Genomic DNA, 21,412 nt, shown 5'->3' with positions numbered 1-21,412 from the left:
CCTGGGCAGCTTCTCCTGACAACCCGCGGGTACCCGCTGCTCCGGATCATGCTCCAGCCCGCGCTGTGTAGGGGGCGGGGCCCATCGGGTCAATAGCGGAGGGTACCGCAATTGTGCGCCGGACTGTTCCTGAATCTGCCTTACAAGGCCGGATGTTAGCGCTGCTTCTTGAAGCCGCCCCGGCCACCCATCCACTAGGCGCAAAGGCGAAGGCTCAGCCGTCCCGGCGGATCTCCGAGGTGACCGGCTGGGATGGGGCGGCGACCGAGGGCAGGCTGACCGGGCGCAGACCGATCAGTTCCGCGGTTCGCACCGCGCTGTTGCGCCAGAAGGCGAACTCGTTGATGCGCGAATTCTCGAGGATCGCGATCGCGACCGCGGAGAGGAACGGCAGGCTTTCCAGCACCAATACGCCGGCAAAGATGTAGATCTCGCGCACCTGCTTGAAGCCGTTGGTGGCAACCAGGACGACCGCGCCAACCAGCAGCAGCACGCCGATCACAGCCTCCCAGAACGCCTGGAACTCGATCGACATCCGCGACAGGCCGCCCTTCGAGGTGCGGGCGAAGGCGAGGTGCTCGGTGATGAGGCCCTGTGCCACCGCGCGCGACACCGTCCACTGCACGCTCATTGCGGCGATCATGGCTCCCAGCATCTGGCCGGCCTTGATCTTCACCCGCAGCCGGTAGAGCGCGACGAAATGCACCAGCGAGACGATGAAGGAGGCGATGATCGGTAACGTCAATATCTTGTCGGGGATCGCGATGTCGGCAAAGGCGACGATCGGCACCCAGATCAGGTTCAGGATCGCGACCACAACGCCGAGGCTTTCGGCGCCAAGCCAGTTCAGCCAGCCGAGCGAGAATTCGCGACGCTGATCGGGCGTCAGCCGGCTCGCGCCGGGCATGAAGCGCCGCCAATGCTTCTTCACGATCTGGAAGCCGCCATAGGCCCAGCGGTGGCGCTGCTTCTTGAAGGCCTCATAGGTGTCGGGCAGGAGGCCCTCGCCGTAGCGCACATTGGTGTAGTGCGTCAGCCAGCCCTGCTGCTGGATCGTGAGGCCGAGGTCGGTGTCCTCACAGATGGTGTCGCTCGACCAGCCGCCGGCCTTGTCCATCGCGGCGCGCCGGATCAGGCACATCGTGCCGTGCACGATGATGGCGTTGGCCTCGTTGCGCTGGACCATGCCGATGTCGAAGAAGCCGGCATATTCGCCGTTCATGATGTAGTGCATCAGCGAGCGGTCGCCGTCGCGGTGCTCCTGCGGCGCCTGCACTAGGCCGACGCGCGGGTCGGCGAATAGCGGCACGAGGTCCTTCAGCCAGTCCGGATGCACGACATAGTCGGCATCGATGATGCCGATGATCTCGGCGTCAGCGGCGGTGCGCTCCATGGCGATGCGCAGCGCGCCAGCCTTGAAGCCTTGCACCTTCTCGGCGTTGATGAACTTGAAGCGCTCGCCCAGGAGACGGCAGTGATCCTGGATCGGCCGCCAGAACTCCGGATCGGGGGTGTTGTTGATGATGCAGACGCATTCGAAATTCGGGTAGTCGAGCCGCGACACCGCATCGAGCGTCTGCTTCAGCATCTCCACCGGCTCGTAATAGGCCGGGATGTGGATCGAGACCTTGGGGAAGGCGAGGTTCTCGCCGATCGTGGCCGGCGCAAGGGCTGCGCTCTTGGCGATCAGCCGCCGCGGGCCGCGGCCGAACGCGACGGCCGCAATCTCCTCGATCCGCGCCATCGCGATCAGCACCAGCGGAATCAGCAGCACAAGGCCGAGCCCGAGCGCGAAGGCCGAGCCCCAGACGAAGTAGTGCGTATTCCAGTAGGAGAACACGGTGGCGACCCAGGCGCCGACGCCGTTGGCGGCGGCCGACAGCAGCAGCGCCTGCATCACGGTAGGTGAATCCAGCCGCAGGATCGGCAGCGACATGAACAGGCCGACCAGCACGGCGATCGCGGCGAGCTTCCAGTAGTCCGGGTTCACGATCGGGCCGCTCCAGGCGAACTTCGGCTCGCGGTCGGCGTTGAGGATGCCCCAATACGGGCCGACGCCGCCCTCGAAGAATTTCCAGGGCTGATCGATCGCCTCGACGATGTTGTAGTCCATGCCGATGGCTTCGGCGCGGGTCACGAAGTTCCTGAGCACCGAGGCCTGCTTGAACGGGCCGGGTTCGGCGTTGCGCAGGTTGTAGCCCTGGCTCGGCCAGCCGAATTCCGCGATCACGATGCGCTTGCCGGGGAACAGGTCGCGCAACAGGTTGAAACGATCCACCGCCTGATCGACGGCCTGCGCGTCGGTGAAGTTTTCCCAGTAGGGCAGCACGTGCGCGGCAATGAAATCGACGGAGTTGGCGAGCTGCGGGTAGTCGCGCCAAATGTTCCAGATCTCGCCGGTCGTCACCGGAACGTTGACCGACTTCTTGACGCGCTTGATCAGCTCGATCAGGTCGTCGACCTTCTGCTCGCCACGGTAGATGGTTTCGTTGCCGACGACGACGCCGATGACGTTGCTGTTGCGTTTGGCGAGGTTGATCGCCGCGTCAATCTCGCGGTCGTTGCGATCGTTGTTCTTGTCGATCCAGGCGCCGACCATGACCTTGAGGCCGAACTCCGCGGCGATCGGCGGGACCAGCTCGACGCCGCCGGTGGACGAATACAGACGGATCGCCCGCGTCATCGTCGACAGCTTCTTCAGGTCGGCGTGAATCTTCTCGGCTTGCGGAATGTTGTCGACGTCGGGATGCGAGGTGCCCTCGAACGGTGCGTAGGACACGCTCGGCAGGATGCCGTGGAAATCAGGCGCCGACTGCTTCTCCTGGAACAGACCCCAAAGCGCAGCGTGGGCGGCGGTGACAAGCAACAGGACGGCGACGACGGCGCGCATCGCGGTTAAACCATACGGGGCCTGAGATTGAGGACTAAGCGAACCCGTCCCCTAGGTTCGACCGAACGGCGGCGGACGTAAAGATATCTCCACCACACGATTTAACAACTGGTATGCCGCCGTGGCGTTTTAAGGGCGCAAGGCATTCCAGCCGCCAAAAAAACGCGCGGCCGGATCGGCGCGAACAGGCTATTTCGCCGGCGTTGGCGACGCCGACGGCGCCGGTGCAGGCGAGGGGGACGCGGCCGGCGCGGGCGCGAAATTGGCAGCGGGCGACGCCGCCGGAGCTGGGGCCGCAGCGGCCGCAGCCTGCGGCTGGGCGCCGGGGTTGATCCAGCAGGCATGGATGCGGCCGTCGAGGCTGCGCGGCACCTTGTCGTCGATCTGGGCGCCAAACCGGGTCAGGCAGCGGAAGGTGGCCTGGACGTGGCCGCCAGGGCAGCCGAATCGGTCATAGAGGTCGAGATGGCGGAAAGCGGTGTCGAGGTCGTCGAGCCACATCAGGCGGACGACACGACGGCCGAGCCAGACGCATTCCGGGTTGCCGGCCGGGCCGTTGATGGCCTGTTGGGCCTCGACGAACTCGTCGGTCTTGCGCTGGTTGTTTTCCTTCGCGGCATTTGCGTTGGCGTCGGCAGGATTTGCAGACTGTTGCTTGGCCTGGTCCGGCGGATTGGGCGTGCCGCTCTGGGCGAAAGCTGCGCTGGCCCCGATCAGGAGCGCAAGGCCGGCTACGATGAGATGGCGCGATCCCGTGTTCTTCAACTCAAGCAGCCGTCGACGCATACGTTCCCCGATATGTTCCTGCCCGCGGACAATCCTAACGGCTCGCGTGATGCCGTCCAAATGGGTCTCCAGTGCGGCGGAGACTCTGGCGGAATCCCATGACCGGAATTTGCGATTTTGTCCAGCAAACTCACAACTTTATCGCAACAGCGCAAAACTGTCGCAGGACAACCATGGTATTGACCAATTCCAGCTCTTGGCAGATGGGCGCTGACCGGCTAATTCGACGGTCCCCCGGAGGATGGAACCGATTTCGCTTCGTACGCCACTGGCGCTTCTCCTGATATCGCTCTCCGTGATCGCAGCCGTGTGGTGGTGGCTCGCCACGCCGGTGATGCTCGCGCGTGCGCCGATCGACCCCAACGCAAAGCTGCAGTGCGTGTCCTACACGCCGTTCCGCGGCGCCCAGACGCCGCTTGATCCGACCACGCAAATCCCGCTCGAGCAGATCGAGCAGGATCTCACCGATCTCGCCAAGGTCACCGACTGCGTCCGCACCTATTCGATCGAGAACGGCCTCGACCAGGTGCCCGCCGTCGCAGCCAAGGTCGGGCTGAAGGTGATGCAGGGCATCTGGCTCGGCAGCAACCGCTTCAAGAACCTGCAGCAGATCGCGATCGCGGTGCGGCTCGCCAAGGAATATCCCGGCGTGATCACCTCGATGATCGTCGGCAACGAGGTGCTGCTGCGTGGCGAGATGACCACGGCCGACCTCGCCGCCAATATTCGCGCGGTGAAGGCGCAGACCGAAGTCCCCGTCACCTATGCCGACGTCTGGGAATACTGGCTGAAGAATCGCGAGATCTATGACGCAGTCGATTTCGTTACCATCCACATCCTGCCGTACTGGGAGGACATGCCGGTCAAGGCGAAGTTCGCCGCCGCTCATGTCAACGACATTCGCCAGCGAATGGCGGTGGCCTTCCCGGGCAAGGAGATCCTGATCGGCGAGACCGGCTGGCCGAGCACGGGCCGGATGCGCGAGGGCGCGCTGCCGTCGCGCACCAACCAGGCGCGAATCGTGTCTGAGATCCTCGACTTGGCCAAGCGCGAGGGGTTTCGCGTCAACCTGATCGAAGCCTATGACCAGCCTTGGAAGCGCCAGCTCGAGGGCACCGTCGGCGGCTATTGGGGCCTGTTCGATTCGGTGAAGCGGCAGGTGAAGTATCCGCCGGGCGTGGCGATCAGCAACTATCCCGCCTGGAAGCTGTACATGGGCTCCGGAATGGCGCTCAGCACCGTGACCCTGCTGGTGGCCTGGCTGACCCAGCGGCGGCGCCCTTGGACGCCGCGGCCCGCCGCCTGGATCGCGGTCGGCATCTGCGCGACGACGGCGGGCGCGCTGCTCGGGATCGCGGCCGACAAGATGTATTACGAGAGCTACGGCATCGGTGGCTGGCTGCAATGGGGCGCGCTGCTCGCCGCGGCGATTGCCTCGCCGCTGCTGATCGCGCATGCGCTGATCGCGGGCCGCTCGCTGCCGACCTTCCTCGAACTGCTTGGGCCGCGCGACTATCGCGGCAAGGGCGTGCTGGCGGCACTGCTCGCGATCGTGCTGGCGGTGACGGTCGTGATCGCGGCCGAGACCGCGCTCGGCTTCACCTTCGACCCGCGCTACCGCGATTTCCCCTATACCTCGCTGACCATGGCGGTGGTGCCGTTCGCGCTGCTGACCATGCTCAACCGCCCGAAGGAGGGCGTCCGCCCGATCGCGGAAACGGTGTTCGCGGGGGTGCTCACGCTCGCGGCGCTTTACACGATCTACAACGAGGGCACGATCAACTGGCAGTCGGACTGGACCTGCGTGATGTACCTGCTGCTGGCGGCTACGCTGTGGCGGGCGCGGGCCGCGCAAAGCCCAGAATAAGCAGCCCGATCGCGATCCCCGACAGCACGATATTGTAGAGCACGATCCCAAGCCCCGCGGCGACCAGCCCGCCGGTCAAGAGCACGATCGACGGCCGCAACACATGCAGCAGGGCGATCACCAGCGCCGTGATCCCGAACACCGAGTTCTTGAACAGCACGGTCGAGAGCGCACGCGCCTTGCACACCATGGTCTGCAACCCGGCGTCGCAGGCGAGCGCCACCGTCGAGAGCTCGATCGCGAGATAGCGCAGATAGAGAGCATAGCCGACCGTGACGAAGCCGACGATCAGGAGGAACTGGACCTGGTAGGGCGAGAGGCGGAACGGGGCTTTTTTCATCGCGGGCACTATGGTCGGGATCGGGATGCGGGACAAGCCGCCTCTCAATCAGCGAAACTGGGTGAGAATCTGGCGGCAACGCCGTGCCATCCATGATTATTGGCTGTTGCGGCGGAACATCGAGGAGAATGTCGTGGGCTCCGGCTTTTTCGGCTCCTCGGCAGGCGGTGGCGCCACCGCGCGCTTCGGCGTAACCCGGCGGTGTTGCGGCACCGGCTTGCCCGCGGCCGGCGAATCGTCGGCCTTCAGCGTCAGGCGCTGGCCGTCATAGATCGCGGTGTCGCAGGTTCGCTGGTTCGGGCTCAGCCCGGCGCAAATCCTGGCGGCGGTACCGGCATCGTTGAGTGGCCCGGCCACCAGCCGAAGCTGCATGCCGAGCCCGTTGGTGGACTCCCTGATCACGATGATCGGCTGCAGCGCTGCCAGCGGCGCGTTGGCCTTGGACTTGAGCAGCCCGCGCCACAGCGCCCGCAGGCCATTGACGGAGTTCGCGGTGCCGAGGTCGACGCCGAATTCGGTGCGCTGGATCTTCGCCTTCGGCGCGGTGGCCTCGTCGACCTGGGAATCCGGATCCAGCGCCACGTCCGGGATCGCGCTGGCCGCGACATCATTGGCGGTCGCTGGCCTGACCGGCTCGATCAGCTTGCCGGCGGCCGGATCGGGCGGCGCCATCATCGACTTGGACGCCACCAGCGGGGGCGATGGCGGCGCGACCGGGCTCTTTGCTGGATCCTTTGCTAGATCCTTGGCCGCATCGGGCGGGGCGGAGGTTGCCGCAGGTGGGAGGGCATCGGCGGGCGCCACGGTTGCGACCGGGGCCGGCTTGTCGGCCGGCGCTGCCGGCCTGTCCGCGATGCCGGACGGCTTGTCCGTCGCGGGCTTCTTGTCGGCGGGCGCGGCTGCGGCCTTGTCGGTCGGCGCGGTCGGCTTGTCCGCGGCAGCCGGTTTCTCGGGTGCCGGCGGCGGGGTGGTTGTAACCGGCGCGACCGCAGGGGCGGGGGCGGGATCAGCCACAGGCGCGACCGGCGCGGGCGAGGCCACCGCAGCCGGTGGCGCCGGTGCCGTCGCCTGTTTGGTGATTGCACCGGTGACGGAATCGAGCCCTTGCTCAAGCGTGGAGACCCGCGAATACAGCCGGTCGCGGTCGCTGTTCAGCGTGTCGATCGCGGACGCCAGCCGTCGCGCTTCGTTGTGGCTCTCCTTGGCCAGCATCTGCAATTGCTGCGCCTGGCGCGCGACGTCGGCGGCGGCAAGCTGATCGCGCTTGAACGAGAGCGAGTTCTGGTTGGCCATCACGGCGATCGTCACCGCACCGACGGCGCCGACACCCCACGATCCGAGCCGCCACAGCGCGCGGCGATCGAGCGGGTCCTCCTCGGCCAAAAAGCCGCCGGTGTCCTCGGTCTCGAAATCAGCCGCAAGCTTGTCGGGATCTTTGGCCACAGCGCCCCTGGCCCTCCTCAAGGCCCGCCGAATCACGCTGCAAAGATTAACAGGAAATGGACCGGGAACTTGAATCCGCAGCCTGACCGCGGCGAATCGGTTTCTTCTGTCGGGGAAAACAATTAAAGACGGCCCGGCGCCACTCCCGGCGCGGCGTATTGAGGACGTTGGATGACTGCGCGATCGAGCCTGACTGTGGTGCTTGCGGCCGGCGAGGGCACGCGGATGCGTTCGTCGCTGCCGAAGGTGCTGCACCCCGTTGCGGGACAGTCGCTGCTCGCGCATGTGCTCAATGCCGCATCCGCCGGCGAGGGCTCCGCGCTTGCGGTCGTGATCGGGCCGGACCACGAGGCGGTGGCCGACGAGGCGCGCCGCGTGCGCCCCGACGCGCAGACCTTCGTCCAGCGCGAGCGGCTCGGCACCGCCCATGCGATGCTCGCGGCGCGCGAGGCAATCGCCCGGGGCGCCGACGACCTCCTGGTCGCCTTCGGCGACACGCCGCTGATCTCCGCCGAGACGTTTGCGCGGATGCGCGCGCCGCTCGCCCAAGGCGCGGCGCTTACTGTGCTCGGCTTCCGCGCCGCCGACGCGACCGGCTATGGCCGCCTCGTCGTCGACAACGGCAAGCTGGTCGCGATCCGCGAGCACGCCGACGCCAGCGAAGACGAACGCAAGATCACGCTGTGCAATGCCGGCGTGATGGCGTTCGGCGGCAGCCGGGCGCTCGAGATCATCGACAGAATCGGCAATGCCAACGCCAAGGGCGAATATTATCTCACCGATGCCGTCACCATTGTCAGGGAATTGGGATTGGAGGCCGTCGTGATCGAAACCAGCGAAGACGAAGTGCGCGGCATCAACACCAAGGCGCAGCTCGCCGAGGCCGAGGCCGTGATGCAGGCGCGGTTGCGTAAAGCGGCGCTCGAGGCCGGCGTGACCATGATCGCGCCCGAGACCGTCTATCTCGCCGCCGACACCACATTCGGCAAGGACGTCACCATCGAGCCGTTCGTGGTGATCGGTCCCGGCGTCTCGATCGACGACGGCGCGGTCATCCATGCCTTCTCGCACATCGTCGAGGCCAGGATCGGCAAGAAGGTCTCGGTCGGCCCCTATGCGCGGCTCCGCCCCGGCACCTCGCTCGGCGACGGTTCGCGGATCGGCAATTTCGTCGAGACCAAGGCGGCGACGCTGGAGGCCGGCGTCAAGGTCAACCATCTCTCCTATGTCGGCGACGCCCATGTCGGCGCCAACTCCAACCTCGGCGCCGGCACCATCACCTGCAACTATGACGGCTTCCTCAAGCACAAGACGCTGATCGGCGAGGGCGCGTTCGTCGGCACCAACTCCTCGCTGGTGGCGCCGGTGAAGATCGGCAGTCGCGCCTATATCGGCTCCGGCTCGGTCATCACCAAGGACGTGCCGGATGATGCGCTCGCCGTCGAGCGCAGCCAGCAGACCATCCGCGAAGGCGGCGCCGCGCGCTACCGCGAGCTGAAGCTGAAGGCGAAGGCGGCGAAGGGGAAGTGACGGCTTTCCCGTCATCCTGAGGCGCGAGCCTTGCGGTGCACTCGCACCGCTGGGCGAGCCTCGAAGGATGCACGGCCCCGATGCTTCGACGCGGTGAGAGCCGGGCCGTCGTGCTTCGAGACGGCCGCTGAGCGGCCTCCTCAGCATGACGGGGATGGAGTTGAGAGAGGCCCTCCATTTCGTCATTGCGAGCGAAGCGAAGCAATCCATCGCGCCGAGCACGCGGGAGGATGGATTGCTTCGTCGCTTCGCTCCTCGCAATGACGGGGCAGGGTCATGCATCCTCATTCTCGCGACATGACTGTCCGAGGTTTGCGTGTCGTTTTCGCCGCTCTGGAAGCAGAGGGCGCAGGGAAAGCCGGGTGCCGATTGCACCCATGGGTCCCGTGCAACAAAAAGCACGGGAGGTCGGACCACGGGTGAAACCGGAAAACACTTCGGCTTTCCCTGCGCGATGGTTTTACGGCTTCCTTCGTGCTCTCCCCGGCGAGACCGGGCTTGTTTGTCACCGTCTTCGCAGGACGTTTCGCGTCTTGCGAGGAGACACCTGCCACTGGGGCGTCAGGACCACACGACTTCGCCGTCCGCGTTGCACGCACTCGTCAGTTGCGCGCTCGGCGTCCACCGCATCTCGACCCAACACTCGTGACGATCGCGTAGCGCCCCTCAAGCGGGTGAGACGGGCGAATTCATACACCGATTTTCCATTCAGAAAAACAGAAATATTTTGATCGCCGGGACTTGCGTCGTCGGGCAAATCAATGCCAAGGGGCGACCCCGGTTCCTTCGTCGTGTCCAGCCTGCCTGCCGGGCTGCACCCAAGGCCTTGTGCTTCAAATGCCCTGCAAGCGGCACACGCCGGCGGAGGCAACGCGACAGCGCGCCGGAATTGAACCCGGACCGCTTCGGGCTAGACTAATGGGGATCAAGCGACGCGCGAGGCGGCTCGGTGAGCACCCACCCCACGATGACCGACACGTACCGCAAGATCGCGGCGCGGCTCACCATGTTTCGGCCGCAGATCGATCTGACGCAATACTTCGCGGGGCCTAACCCGGATGTGCGCCTCTATGAGGAAAAGCCCTACATCCGCGACCAGCTCAAGAAATACGGTGTTGCGGCCGCGACGAACACGCTCGACGGGGTCACCTTCCTGGCGAAGGATTGGCAAGGCCTGATCGAGAAGCTGCGGGTCGCCAAGACGGCGGACGGGTTCGATGCGTTCGCCGAAGGACGCAGCGCGGAGAAACCGGCGCATTGGGCCCTCGATTTGTCGATGGCCGCGACGATCGGCAAGGGCTTTCGCGAGATCTGGCGCCCACAACTGTCCGACAGGCCGCTCTCGACGCGAGACCTCCCGGGCCGGCACGGCTTTGGGCTCGGACGCGACCGCGGGCAGTGGAGCGACGCCTACAGCGCGCAATTCGGCAAGGATCCCAAGCCGCAAGACATCACTTCGCTGCATTTCGCGGTGGCGCCCGATCGGGTGAACGTTCATATCGACGAAACCGGCTTCGTGTTCGAGGGCGTCGACGGTGCGCTCACGGTCGGGCCGAACTTCGCGCACCACGCCGGCAACGAGCTGTTCTGGAAGACCAGCCTGGGGCTACCAAAATGGGCGGCCGAACACATCGACCTGATCCTGCCGAACAGCGCGAATGATTTTTCGCGCCTGGGCATTTCGGTCGACCTGTACCAGCGCAAGGACTTGCGCGTCACGGTGACCGGCTCCTGCGGAATTTTCGGCGGGTTCGAGTGCTCGGGAACGCTGAGCGTCAGCGGGACGCACGATCTGTTGGGTTCGAAGCCGAAGGGCGCGCGCTGAAGTGAATCGGCGGTTCTGAGATTTCTGACGGTTCGCCTGCCCCCGGCGAGACCGGGCTTGTTTGTCACCGTCGTTCGCGAAAGACATTGCGCTCTTGCGCCTGAGGGACGCTTCGCGATCGTCACGAGTGTTAGGTCGAGATGCGATGGACGCTGATTGCGCCACTGACAAGTGCGGAAGGGCTGGACAAATCACCCAAATCAGTGATTTCGAACTGCGACCTGCCGGAGCTGATGACCTCTACCGCGCCTTGAGGATGCGCTGCCAAACCGTGCCGCCGAGCACCTTCCATCCGAGATAGAAGTACAGCGCGATCAGCGCGAACAGCAGCAGCGCGGGTCCGCCATTGAGGCTGAAGCCGTCTTTCGTCGTCTGGCCGGTGGCGGCGCCGATGACGTAGCCGCCGACGAAGAACACCGTCAGGAAGTCGAGGAAGCCGGCAAGACCGCGGCGCCAGAACGGCTTGACCGTCGGTGGAGCATTATCGGTCGGCATCGAATCTTCCTCTAATGACGGCCCAAGCTAGCTCAGGTCTTCCGTCAGGTGAAGGAGATCTCGATCCGGTTATCGGCTTTCGCGCGCTCACTCGGGCAAGCCCGCTTTCCGAAGACCCTCCGTGAGCAGCTTTGCGTTTGATTGCCCGCCCCGAGCGATCCACGCAGATATTGTAAAGGCGGGATCGAGCTCAAGCAGACGCGCCGCCGCCTCACGCGCCTCAGCGTCGCGTCCGAGATGGGCGAAAGCGGACGCGAGACAGCGGTAAGTTCCCGAATACGAGGGGTTCTGACGTCGGGCCTTCTTCCCTGCGACGATGGCCTCGTCAAAGCGACCAAGCTCGATAAAGGCAAACCCCATCCCGACAAACGTTAGGTGTAGCCGTGGGTCGATCGGGCTCACGCGAATGGCGCATTCCAAGCTTCGGATCGCTTCCTCCGGCAGCCCCGCAACTCTGTAAACCCAGCCTCTGCCGTTCCATGCGCTAAATGAATTGGGGTTGAGCGCGACCGCCCGGTCGGCCATTTCGATCGCACTTTCACAATCGCCGACCATGAACGCCGAGATTAAGCAAGTCCATGCCAACGTGTCCGGATCGCCATCGTCGAGGTTCATTGCCACGCCAAGAAGCCGAACGGCTTCCTTGCGGTCGAACTGAGGATCGGCAGCATAGCCATAAAGGATGTTTTGCATATGATTGACACCTGCCAGAGCCGCAACCAAAGCAGACCGAGGGTCGAGCTCCAAGGCGCGATGAGCCAGCCTGACCCCCTCGGCCACACCTTCGCGGGTCGTCAGGTAGAACTGCTGCATGGCGCGAAGAAAAAGATAATAGGCGGTGAGGTTCTCCGGCCGCCGACGCACCGCCACTGCAATTTCGGTTTGGAGCAGCTTTGGCTGAATGGCTGAGACGACGGCGACCGTGACCTCGTCCTGGAGCGCGAACACGTCCGTCAGGTCACGCTCGAATCTGTCCGCCCAGATGTGCGCGCCGGTCACCGCATCAATCAACTGCCCTGTGATGCGAACTTTCCCGACGCCTTGCGCACAGACCCTTCAAGGACGTAGCGCACGCCGAGCCTGCGCCCGACTTCCTTGATATCGACCGCTCGGCCCTTGAAGGTGGAGCTCGAATTGCGGGCGATGACGAACAACCATTTGAACCGCGAAAGTGCGGTAATGATCTCCTCAACCATCCCATCGGCAAAATATTCCTGCTCGGGATCGCCGCTCATGTTCTCGAACGGCAGCACGGCGATCGACGGCTTGTCGGGAAGCGGAGGGGCCGCACTCGGTCCCTCAGTCAGCGCGCCATGCACTCCCGCGCATACGGCGTAGGCGCGGACCGGCCTGGAGATGTTCTTGAGCTGCTGCTCGCCGCGATCCTCGAAAGATGCGTCCAGCTTGCCCTCGACCTCGCTGTGGACCTTGCCGGAGATCAGGATGCCGCCCGGGTCGGCAATGCTTTCGAGGCGGGCCGCGATGTTGATCCCTTCTCCGTAAACATCGCCTTGCTCGTCAACGATCACGTCGCCGAGATTGATGCCGATCCTCAGTTGAAGGGCGCTGTGGTGTGAGGCGAGGTGATCCTGAATCTCCAGCCCGCATTTGAGGGCGGCCAGCGGGCTGGCGAACTCCGCGAGGATGCCGTCTCCCGTGGTCTTGATGAGGCGGCCCTGGTGGCGGCCGAAGCCAGGCTCGATCACCTCGCGCCTCAGCCGGCCGATCTCCGCATAGGTGGCCTCTTCGGCCCGCTCCATGAGCGCGGAATAGCCGACAACATCCGCGGCCAGGATGGCCGCCAACCGCCGTTGAACACGCTCCTGGGGCAAGGCCGCCCCCCTATGTTCAAAATCAACTGCCGGCATCAAATCACAGCAGCTGGTTGTTCCGCTAGCTGCTTTCCGGGCCGAAATCGGTCACACGGGACAGGATGTAGGCCAACGCCCAAGTCGGCCCAGCCTGCGTGTTAGCCCTCGCGCTTTGCACTGTCTCAATTCGCAATAATTATTGAGCATCTTGAGAGCGGCGTTTCCCGTTAAGGGACCGTGTCGCCGCCTTGGCAAATTTTCAGCGATTCTGCCCGTCGGGTGATTCGTCGCGCCCACCGCCTCCACATCGTCATTGCGAGCCAACGGGTCGTGTGAATCCGCGCCCGGTGACAGGCTGCGCGACGTGTCCGCCTTCGCTCGTCGAGCTACGCCGGACAAAGGACGGGGTGATATCCGGCCGATCCGCGTTGCAGCTCATTGCCGGCACCGGTTACCCTTGGGCAAAGTATGACTGGTCGGGCGGGCGGCGAAGTGAAATACTCCGGACGAAACTGCTGCAGGTTGTGGCGCGGTGCCGCCATCCATTGATGTGGATTTTTTGCCGATGCCCGCGCTTTCGCAGGACGTTGTGGCAGATTTGAAACAGGAGAACGCCCGGCTGTCGGCCGAGCTGCGGGCTGCGCGGGAACACCAGAACGCCAGCGCGGACATCCTCAGGACCATTGCGGACGCATCGGGCGATGCCGAACGCGCCTTGAAGCAGATCGCCGAAACGAGCGCTCGCCTGTTCGACGCAGCCGATGTTCAGATCCAACTCGCCGAAGACGGCGAATGGGGACGGGGATTCCGATTCGGCACGAGTGCGCGACATGTGCGTTCAGCCGCCCCCCTCGAGGCAATCCGGGTTGGCGGCCGAAATCTTCCCGATGCCGTGATCGGCGACAACCGGCAAATCCACATTCCCGATCTCGACCGTCCTGATCCGTCCGTGGCGGATTTTGTCGGCATCCCACGCGCCCGTGCGGCGGGGACGCGGACGATCTGCGGCACCCCGTTGCGGCGGGAGGGCAGGGCTGTTGGCGTACTGGTGGTCTATCGCGACCGCCTGTCGCCCTTCAGCGACGAAGAACTCGCGCTGCAGCAGAGTTTCGCCGACCAGGCGGTGATCGCGATTGAGAACGCGCGGCTGTTCAAGGAGGTCGGGCAGCGCACGCGCGATTTGACCGAATCGCTGCAGCAGCAGACGGCGACGGCCGAGGTTCTCAAGGTCATCACCCGCTCGACATTTAACCTCCAGGCCGTTCTCGACACGCTGGTCGAATCCGCCACGCTGCTCTGTGAAGCACAGGGCGCTTTGATTCACCTGCCGAGCGGCAACGTCTATCGCGCTGCAGCCCGATACGGCTATTCCCGCGAGAATCTGGAGTATTTCGAGTCGCATCCGATCAGCATCGATCGAGGCAGTGTGGTGGGGCGCACCGTCATCGACAAGCAGATCGTCCATATCGCTGATGTGCTGGCTGACCCCGGCTACACCCGACATGATGCCCAAACGGTCGCGGGATACCGAACCGCGCTTGGCGTCCCGCTGTTGCGCGAAGCGGAGGTGGTCGGCGTGATCTTTCTGGCGCGCATCCGACCGCAGCCGTTCACGCAGAAACAGATCGAGCTGGTTGCGACCTTCGCCGATCAGGCGGTGATTGCGATCGAAAACGCGCGTCTGTTCGAGGAGTTGCAAGCCAAGACGCGCGATCTACAGGAGGCGCTGACCTATCAGACCGGCAGCGCCAACATCCTTAAGGTCATCGCGTCCTCGCCGACCGATGTCGGTCCGGTCCTGAAAGCGATCGTCGAAAGCGCCTGCGAGCTATGCGAGGCCTATGACGCCTTGCTTGTCCTGAAGAGCGGCGCGGACCTCGTCGTCAGCGCGCATCGAGGTCCGATACCGGTCAACCGGCAGAGATGGGTCAATGACCGGGATTCCGTATCGGGCCGCTCGATTGCCGACGGCGCGCCGGTCCATCTGCACGACGTGCTCTCCGATGAAGGCGCAGAATTTCCGGCAGCCCAGCAATTGTCGCGCCGCGATGGCGTCCATACGCTCCTGGGCGTACCGCTGCTGCGCGAAGGTGAGGGGATCGGAGCAATCGTGCTTCGTCGTACCGAGGTGAACCCATTCAGCGACAAGCAGATCACCTTGTTGCAGACTTTCGCCAATCAGGCCGTTATTGCGCTCGGCAACGTCCGCCTGTTTGAGGAGGTGCAGGAGCGCACGCGCGAGCTTTCCGAATCGCTGGAGCAGCAGACCGCGACGTCTGAAGTGCTCGAAATCATCAGCGCTTCGTCGGGCGACCTCGAGCCGGTCTTCCAAAAGATGCTCGAAAATGCGACGCGGATCTGCGGCGCCAGTTTTGGCGAAATGACCATGTATGAGCCGGGCGGCTTCCGGTCCGTGGCGCTGTACAACGTGCCCGAAGCCTGCAGGTCCGCCCAGCTCCACCTACTGATCGAGCCGCATCCGCAAAGCGGACTGAGCATGATCGAGCGGACCCACCACGCCGTCCAGATCGAGGATCTCCGGACCCAGCCGCCCTATCGGGACGGCCATCCAAACGTCCGCGCGCTCGCCGATCTCGGCGGAGCACGGTCGCTCGTGATCGTACCGATGCTGAAGGAGGGCGAGCTGATCGGCACGATCACGATTTTCCGCCAGGAGGTGAAGCCCTTCACCGCAAAGCAGACGGAGCTGGTTGCAAACTTCGCCAACCAGGCCGTGATCGCCATCGAGAATGCCCGGCTGCTCAACGAACTGCGCGAGCGCACGAGGCAACTGTCGCAATCACTGGATGACTTGCGCACGGCGCAGGACCGCCTGATCCAGACGGAGAAACTTGCCTCGCTTGGCCAGCTCACCGCCGGAATTGCGCATGAAATCAAGAATCCGCTCAACTTCGTCAACAATTTCTCGTCGCTTTCGTCGGAACTGATCGACGAGCTCAGTGAAACACTCCGCTCCGCCGGGCTCGACGAGACAGCCAGGCAGGGCGTCGACGAACTGACGCAGATGCTGCAGGGCAACCTTGAGAAGATCGTGCACCACGGCAAACGTGCCGATTCCATCGTCAAGAACATGCTCATGCATTCACGCCAGGGGTCTGGCGAGCGGCGTCCCACCGACATCAACGCGATCGTCGAGGAGAGCCTCAACCTGGCCTACCATGGCGCGCGCGCAGAAAAGCCGGGATTCAATATCACCCTTGAGCGAAGTCTCGATCCTGCCGCGGGGACGATCAATCTGTACCCGCAGGAGATCGCGCGGGTCTTCCTCAATCTGATATCAAACGGATTCTACGCAGCCACCAAACGCAGGGAGATAGCGGGGGACGGCTTCGAACCGACGCTGAGCGCAACGACACGAAGCCTCGGCGGCGGGGTGGAAATCCGGATCCGCGATAACGGCACCGGCATTCCGGCCGAGGTGAGGGAGAAGATCTTCGATCCATTCTTCACGACCAAGCCGGCGGGCGACGGCACGGGGCTCGGCCTTTCGATCTGCCACGACATCATCGTGAAGCAGCACGGCGGCAGAATCGCGGTCGATACCGCGCCGGGCGACTTCACTGAATTCATCATTACGCTGCCGCGTGCGGCGGCGGCACAAACGCAGACCGGAGGCAAGAGTTGAGCGTCTATATCCTGGTCGTCGACGACGAGCCCGACATCGAAGTGCTGTTTCGCCAGCACTTCCGGCGCGATTTGCGCGCCGGCCGTTTTCTCATGGAATTTGCGCCGTCGGCTCCGGTGGCGCTGCAACGCGCCATCGAGATCAGGGATGCCGCGCTCGTTCTGATCCTGTCTGATATCAACATGCCTGGCATGAGCGGGCTGGAGATGCTTCCAATCGTGCGTGCGGCGCGGCCCGACGTTCCCGTTATCATGATCACGGCTTACGGCGATGCCGAAACCAGGCGAAGGGCGCTCGAGAACGGAGCGACTGACCTATTGACCAAACCGATCGATTTCGCGGCGCTGCGCCTGGCGATCGATACAAGGCTCGAGCAGGCCGCATGACTGCCACCATCCTCGTGGTCGATGACGAGCCTGACCTGGAGGCACTGGTCCTCCAGAAGTTCAGGCGGCAGATTCGCGAGGGGATGGTCGGTTTCATGTTCGCGCGCGACGGACTGGAAGCGCTGCAGTCACTCGAGCTGCATCCAGACATCGACCTGGTGGTCTCCGACATCAACATGCCGCGGATGGACGGCTTGACGCTGCTCGCGAAGCTGCAGGAAGCCGACGACAAGAAGGCGACCGTCATTGTCTCGGCCTATGGCGACATGAGCAATATCCGCACTGCCATGAACCGTGGCGCGTTTGATTTCGTGACCAAGCCAATCGATTTCGTCGATCTCGAGGCGACCATCGAGAAGACGCTGCGCCATATCGAAATGCTGCGCGAGACAAGGCGCCGCCAGGCGGAGGCCGAGCGTGCGCTGGCTTCGTTGTCTCGCTTCTTCTCCCCCGCGCTCGCCAAGCGTTTGGCCGCCAGTCCGGATAGCAACGGCATGGAGGCGCGTTGGCGCGATGTTGCCGCCATCTTTACCGACGTCACCGGCTTTACCTCCGTCGTTGAGACCGTGGCACCCGACGTGCTTGGCGAAATGCTCAACGAATATGTGGGCGGAATGGCCGAGATTGTGTTCGGGCATGAGGGCACGGTCGCCAAGGTGATCGGCGATGCGATCCAGATTCTGTTCAACGCTCCCGGAGACCAGCCGGACTATGCGACTCGCGCCGTCGTCTGTGCGCAAGACATCGATGCCTGGGCCGAAGCCTTTCGGGCACGTTGGCGGACCAAGGGCGTGAATTTCGGCGCGACCCGGATCGGCGTCCACGCCGGTCCCGCGCTGGTCGGCAATTTCGGCGGAAGCCGCTTCTTCGACTACACCGCCTACGGCGACACCACCAATACCGTCGCTCGGCTTGAAGCAGCAAACAAGTTCCTGGGGACGCGCGTTTGCGTCAGCGCGGTGGTTGCCGATGCCGCATTGAACTTCCAGGGCCGCCCCATCGGCGACCTCGTCTTGCGCGGGCGCAGCGCGCCGTTGCGTGCCTACGAACCGCTACCGGCTGAACGTTTCAAGGCGCAGGCCACGGCGCAATATGCCGAAGCCTTCGCCAAGCTCGAGGCCGGGGACGCGGCCGCAATACCGGCTTTTGCTGCGTTGGTCGGCTTGCATGCGGATGATCCTCTCGCCGGCTTCCACCTGAAACGCCTGCTCAATGGGGCAAAGGGCGTCCGCATGCATGTCGACTAGGTCGCGTTTCGGTGGGCCCCGTTTCCGCCATTTTGACCGACCGGGCCGGCGGGGCGCGCTCGATCGTGAGGGGCTTCTCTCGCGCGGATCCCGACGCATCCAAGCGGAATTCAAGGCGGGAGAGCGGGCCAGGATTAACCAATCCCCGCCATTAATCCTTTGGTTTAAGACTGTCGCAATCCGCAATAAATATTGACTATCTTGCGGCCAGCGATTCCCGTTAAGGGACCGTGTCGCCGCTTTGGCAAATTTTCGGCGATTTGGGGATATCAAACCGCATGTGCGGCATCGTCGGCATTCTTGGACGCGCTCCGGTCGCGGAGCAATTGGTGGATTCGCTCAAACGCCTGGAGTATCGCGGCTATGATTCCGCGGGCGTTGCAACGCTGGAAGGCGGCGGGCTCGCGCGCCGCCGCGCCGAGGGCAAGCTGAAGAATCTCGAGGCGCGGCTCGAAGCCAAGCCGCTCTCCGGCCACACCGGCATCGGTCACACCCGCTGGGCGACCCACGGCAAGCCGACCGAGAACAACGCGCATCCGCACGCCACCGAGCGCGTCGCCGTGGTCCACAACGGCATCATCGAGAATTTCCGCGAGCTGCGCGAGGAGCTCGAGGCCAAGGGCACCGTGTTCTCGACCGAGACCGACACCGAGATCGTGCTGCATTTGGTCGACCACCTGCTCAAGGGCGGCGTCAAGCCGGTCGAGGCGGTGAGGGCGACGTTATCGCAACTGCGCGGCGCGTTCGCGCTCGGCTTCATCTTCGCCGGCGAGGACGATCTGTTGATCGGCGCCCGCAACGGCCCGCCGCTCGCGATCGGCCATGGCGACGGCGAGATGTATCTCGGATCGGACGCGATCGCGCTCGGGCCCTTCACCGACACGATCAGCTATCTCGAGGACGGCGACTGGGTTGTGCTGACGCGCAAGGGCGCGACCATCTTCGACAAGGACAACGCGATCGTCCATCGCGACGCGATCAAGCACACGACCGCAACCTCGCTGGTCGACAAGGCGAACTACCGCCACTTCATGGCGAAAGAGATCCACGAGCAGCCGGAAGTGGTCGGGCATACGCTCGCCCGCTACGTCGACATGGCGACCGACCGCGTCATGCTGCCGGCAAAGCTGCCGTTCGACTTCAAGGATATCCAGCGCGTCTCGATCACCGCCTGCGGCACGGCGAGCTATGCCGGCTTCGTCGCAAAATACTGGATCGAGCGGCTGGCGCGGCTGCCGGTCGAGCTCGACGTCGCCTCCGAGTTCCGCTACCGCGAGGCGCCGCTGCGCAAGGGCGATCTTGCGATCTTCATCTCGCAGTCAGGCGAGACCGCCGACACGCTGGCGGCGCTGCGCTATGCCAAGGCGCAGGGCGCGTACACGCTCGCGGTCGTCAACGTGCCGACCTCGACGATCGCGCGCGAAAGCGAGACTGTGCTGCAGACGCTGGCCGGTCCCGAGATCGGAGTCGCCTCGACCAAGGCCTTCACCTGCCAGCTGATGGTGCTGGCGTCGCTCGCGGTCGCCGCCGGTAAGGCGCGCGGCGAATTGTCCGATGCCGACGAGACCAAGCTGGTCCATGGCCTCGTCGAGATCCCGCGGCTGATGTCGGCTGCGCTGACCTCAGAGCCGCATATCGAGAAGCTCGCGCGCGAGATCTCGAAATCGCGCGACGTGCTCTATCTCGGCCGCGGCACCAGCTATCCGCTGGCGCTGGAGGGCGCGCTGAAGCTGAAGGAGATCTCCTACATCCATGCCGAGGGCTATGCCGCCGGCGAGCTCAAGCACGGCCCGATCGCGCTGATCGACGAAAACATGCCGGTCGTGGTGATCGCCCCCTACGACAAGGTGTTCGAGAAGACCGTTTCCAACATGCAGGAGGTCGCTGCGCGCGGCGGCAAGATCATCCTGATGACCGACGCAAGGGGGGCGGCGGAAGCGACCGTCTCGTCGCTGGTGACGATCGTGATGCCCGACATGGGGGCGATGTTCGCGCCAATGGTCTATGCCGTTCCGGTCCAATTGTTGGCCTATCATACCGCCGTGGTGATGGGCACGGACGTGGACCAGCCGCGGAATCTGGCGAAATCGGTCACGGTCGAATAGTCGCAAGGCCGGGTGTCACGCAGGCCCTTCAAAAACCTGCTAGGATGGCTTAGCTGGGTAATGGACTACGGCCGCTTCGACGACCTGGAACCCGAATGACCTCCAAACAAGTGCCTCCCGTCACGTCAGGCGAACTGCCTCCCGACCACCCGCGCGGGCTGATGGCGCGCTTCCGCAACTACTTTCTGACCGGCCTGGTGGTCGCCGGCCCGGTCGCGATCACCCTGTACCTGACCTGGTGGTTCGTGAACTGGGTCGACAACCTGGTGCGGCCGTTCGTGCCTCTGGCGTACCGGCCGGAGACCTATCTGCCGTTCGGGCTGCCCGGGTCGGGCCTGGTCGTCGCCGTCATCGCGCTGACGCTGCTCGGCTTCCTCACCGCTAACCTGATCGGCCGCTCGCTGGTCGATCTCGGCGAGCGGCTGCTCGGCCGGATCCCCGCGGTGCGGGCGATCTATCGCGGCCTGAAGCAGGTGTTCGAGACGCTGTTCTCGGGCAATGGATCGAGCTTCCGCCGCGTTGGTTTGGTCGAGTTTCCGTCGCCGGGCATGTGGTCGATCGTGCTGATCTCGCAGGCGCCGAGCCCGGACGTGGCGGCGAGCCTGCCGGGCGCGGAGGAGCACATCTCGGTGTTCCTGCCTTGCTCGCCGAACCCGACCACCGGCTTCTTCTTCTACGTGCCGAAGAGCAAGATCATCGAGGTCGACATGAGCACCGAGGACGCCGCGACGCTGATCATGTCGGCCGGCGTGGTGCAGCCGGGCGCCAACGGCGATGCGCAGAAGCGGGCGGCCGCGCTCGCCGGCATGGCCAACGCTGCGCGGGTCGCCAACCAGACCTCGCTGCAGCCGGCCGCGCAGCCCGCACCGGCGAAGGTGGAGTAGGGAGCGAGCGCTCTCACCCCGTCATTGCGAGGAGGCTCTCTGTAGGGTGGGCAAAGGCGCGAAAGCGCCGTGCCCACCTTTCTTGCTGCGACAGGATTGGTGGGCACGCTTCGCTTTGCCCACCCTCATATGAGGCCTTTGTGAGTCAAGCGTCGCG

At 64.4% G+C, this 21,412-nt stretch carries 15 protein-coding genes; 8 read left to right on the top strand and 7 right to left on the bottom strand.

Annotated elements, in window-relative coordinates; all coding sequences use genetic code 11:
• Positions 1–214: 214 nt before the first annotated feature.
• The gene (locus ACFFWD_RS15260) at positions 215–2,890 is read right to left on the bottom strand and encodes a glycosyltransferase (RefSeq protein WP_376966445.1); all 2,676 of its coding nucleotides are present in this window, start codon (positions 2,888–2,890) and stop codon (positions 215–217) included.
• A gap of 189 nt (positions 2,891–3,079) precedes the next feature.
• Positions 3,080–3,676 (bottom strand): beta-1-3, beta-1-6-glucan biosynthesis protein, encoded by a 597-nt coding sequence (locus tag ACFFWD_RS15255; protein ID WP_376966443.1) that lies wholly within the window; start codon positions 3,674–3,676, stop codon positions 3,080–3,082.
• A 241-nt stretch (positions 3,677–3,917) separates the two neighbouring features.
• On the opposite strand from ACFFWD_RS15255, the gene ACFFWD_RS15250 reads away from it, so the two are divergent.
• Positions 3,918–5,543 (top strand): glycoside hydrolase family 17 protein, encoded by a 1,626-nt coding sequence (locus tag ACFFWD_RS15250; RefSeq protein WP_376966441.1) that lies wholly within the window; start codon positions 3,918–3,920, stop codon positions 5,541–5,543.
• Here the strand turns inward: ACFFWD_RS15250 and ACFFWD_RS15245 are convergent.
• Positions 5,503–5,883: a hypothetical protein gene (locus tag ACFFWD_RS15245; RefSeq protein WP_376966439.1), complete on the bottom strand. Its 381-nt coding sequence runs from the start codon at positions 5,881–5,883 to the stop codon at positions 5,503–5,505. The genes ACFFWD_RS15250 and ACFFWD_RS15245 overlap by 41 nt on opposite strands.
• Positions 5,884–5,979: 96 nt before the next feature.
• Positions 5,980–7,326 (bottom strand): hypothetical protein, encoded by a 1,347-nt coding sequence (locus tag ACFFWD_RS15240; RefSeq protein ID WP_376966437.1) that lies wholly within the window; start codon positions 7,324–7,326, stop codon positions 5,980–5,982.
• A 171-nt stretch (positions 7,327–7,497) separates the two neighbouring features.
• Here ACFFWD_RS15240 and glmU point away from each other — a divergent pair, with 171 nt between their 5' ends.
• Positions 7,498–8,856, top strand: coding sequence for a bifunctional UDP-N-acetylglucosamine diphosphorylase/glucosamine-1-phosphate N-acetyltransferase GlmU (gene glmU / locus ACFFWD_RS15235; RefSeq protein WP_376966435.1), 1,359 nt, complete (start codon positions 7,498–7,500; stop codon positions 8,854–8,856).
• Between the two features lie 949 nt (positions 8,857–9,805).
• Positions 9,806–10,681: a hypothetical protein gene (locus tag ACFFWD_RS15230; protein ID WP_376966433.1), complete on the top strand. Its 876-nt coding sequence runs from the start codon at positions 9,806–9,808 to the stop codon at positions 10,679–10,681.
• A 240-nt stretch (positions 10,682–10,921) separates the two neighbouring features.
• On the opposite strand, the gene ACFFWD_RS15225 is transcribed toward ACFFWD_RS15230, so the two are convergent.
• The 3 genes from ACFFWD_RS15225 to ACFFWD_RS15215 all read right to left on the bottom strand — a co-directional run bounded on the left by ACFFWD_RS15225 (position 10,922) and on the right by ACFFWD_RS15215 (position 12,981).
• Positions 10,922–11,176 (bottom strand): hypothetical protein, encoded by a 255-nt coding sequence (locus ACFFWD_RS15225; protein WP_376966431.1) that lies wholly within the window; start codon positions 11,174–11,176, stop codon positions 10,922–10,924.
• 87 nt (positions 11,177–11,263) lie between these two features.
• Positions 11,264–12,187 (bottom strand): tetratricopeptide repeat protein, encoded by a 924-nt coding sequence (locus ACFFWD_RS15220; protein ID WP_376966429.1) that lies wholly within the window; start codon positions 12,185–12,187, stop codon positions 11,264–11,266.
• The gene (locus ACFFWD_RS15215) at positions 12,184–12,981 is read right to left on the bottom strand and encodes an adenylate/guanylate cyclase domain-containing protein (protein WP_376966427.1); all 798 of its coding nucleotides are present in this window, start codon (positions 12,979–12,981) and stop codon (positions 12,184–12,186) included. Before ACFFWD_RS15215 ends, ACFFWD_RS15220 begins: the two co-directional genes overlap by 4 nt.
• A 571-nt stretch (positions 12,982–13,552) precedes the next feature.
• Here ACFFWD_RS15215 and ACFFWD_RS15210 point away from each other — a divergent pair.
• The 5 genes from ACFFWD_RS15210 to ACFFWD_RS15190 all read left to right on the top strand — a co-directional run bounded on the left by ACFFWD_RS15210 (position 13,553) and on the right by ACFFWD_RS15190 (position 21,255).
• The gene (locus ACFFWD_RS15210; protein ID WP_376966425.1) at positions 13,553–16,633 is read left to right on the top strand and encodes a GAF domain-containing protein; all 3,081 of its coding nucleotides are present in this window, start codon (positions 13,553–13,555) and stop codon (positions 16,631–16,633) included.
• Positions 16,630–17,019 (top strand): response regulator, encoded by a 390-nt coding sequence (locus tag ACFFWD_RS15205; RefSeq protein WP_376966423.1) that lies wholly within the window; start codon positions 16,630–16,632, stop codon positions 17,017–17,019. Before ACFFWD_RS15210 ends, ACFFWD_RS15205 begins: the two co-directional genes overlap by 4 nt.
• Positions 17,016–18,266: an adenylate/guanylate cyclase domain-containing protein gene (locus ACFFWD_RS15200; RefSeq protein ID WP_376966421.1), complete on the top strand. Its 1,251-nt coding sequence runs from the start codon at positions 17,016–17,018 to the stop codon at positions 18,264–18,266. The genes ACFFWD_RS15205 and ACFFWD_RS15200 overlap by 4 nt, the downstream gene beginning before the upstream one ends.
• A 278-nt stretch (positions 18,267–18,544) precedes the next feature.
• A complete protein-coding gene (gene glmS, locus ACFFWD_RS15195; RefSeq protein ID WP_376966419.1) occupies positions 18,545–20,371 on the top strand; it encodes a glutamine--fructose-6-phosphate transaminase (isomerizing) in 1,827 nt (608 codons plus the stop codon).
• 95 nt (positions 20,372–20,466) lie between these two features.
• Positions 20,467–21,255, top strand: coding sequence for a DUF502 domain-containing protein (locus ACFFWD_RS15190; RefSeq protein WP_376966417.1), 789 nt, complete (start codon positions 20,467–20,469; stop codon positions 21,253–21,255).
• Positions 21,256–21,412 lie beyond the last annotated feature (157 nt).

The organism is Bradyrhizobium erythrophlei (genome assembly GCF_042430365.1).
GTDB lineage: Bacteria > Pseudomonadota > Alphaproteobacteria > Rhizobiales > Xanthobacteraceae > Bradyrhizobium > Bradyrhizobium erythrophlei.
This window is presented reverse-complemented; position numbering and strand designations above follow the sequence as displayed.

Excerpts from the sequence above, each read along its gene's own strand:
- ACFFWD_RS15260 (WP_376966445.1), bottom strand. The coding sequence starts at position 2,890 with ATGCGCGCCGTCGTCGCCGTCCTGTTGCTTGTCACCGCCGCCCACGCT.
- ACFFWD_RS15255 (WP_376966443.1), bottom strand. The coding sequence starts at position 3,676 with ATGCGTCGACGGCTGCTTGAGTTGAAGAACACGGGATCGCGCCATCTC.
- ACFFWD_RS15250 (WP_376966441.1), top strand. The coding sequence starts at position 3,918 with ATGGAACCGATTTCGCTTCGTACGCCACTGGCGCTTCTCCTGATATCG.
- ACFFWD_RS15245 (WP_376966439.1), bottom strand. The coding sequence starts at position 5,883 with ATGAAAAAAGCCCCGTTCCGCCTCTCGCCCTACCAGGTCCAGTTCCTC.
- glmU (WP_376966435.1), top strand. The coding sequence starts at position 7,498 with ATGACTGCGCGATCGAGCCTGACTGTGGTGCTTGCGGCCGGCGAGGGC.
- ACFFWD_RS15225 (WP_376966431.1), bottom strand. The coding sequence starts at position 11,176 with ATGCCGACCGATAATGCTCCACCGACGGTCAAGCCGTTCTGGCGCCGC.
- ACFFWD_RS15210 (WP_376966425.1), top strand. The coding sequence starts at position 13,553 with ATGCCCGCGCTTTCGCAGGACGTTGTGGCAGATTTGAAACAGGAGAAC.
- ACFFWD_RS15200 (WP_376966421.1), top strand. The coding sequence starts at position 17,016 with ATGACTGCCACCATCCTCGTGGTCGATGACGAGCCTGACCTGGAGGCA.
- glmS (WP_376966419.1), top strand. The coding sequence starts at position 18,545 with ATGTGCGGCATCGTCGGCATTCTTGGACGCGCTCCGGTCGCGGAGCAA.
- ACFFWD_RS15190 (WP_376966417.1), top strand. The coding sequence starts at position 20,467 with ATGACCTCCAAACAAGTGCCTCCCGTCACGTCAGGCGAACTGCCTCCC.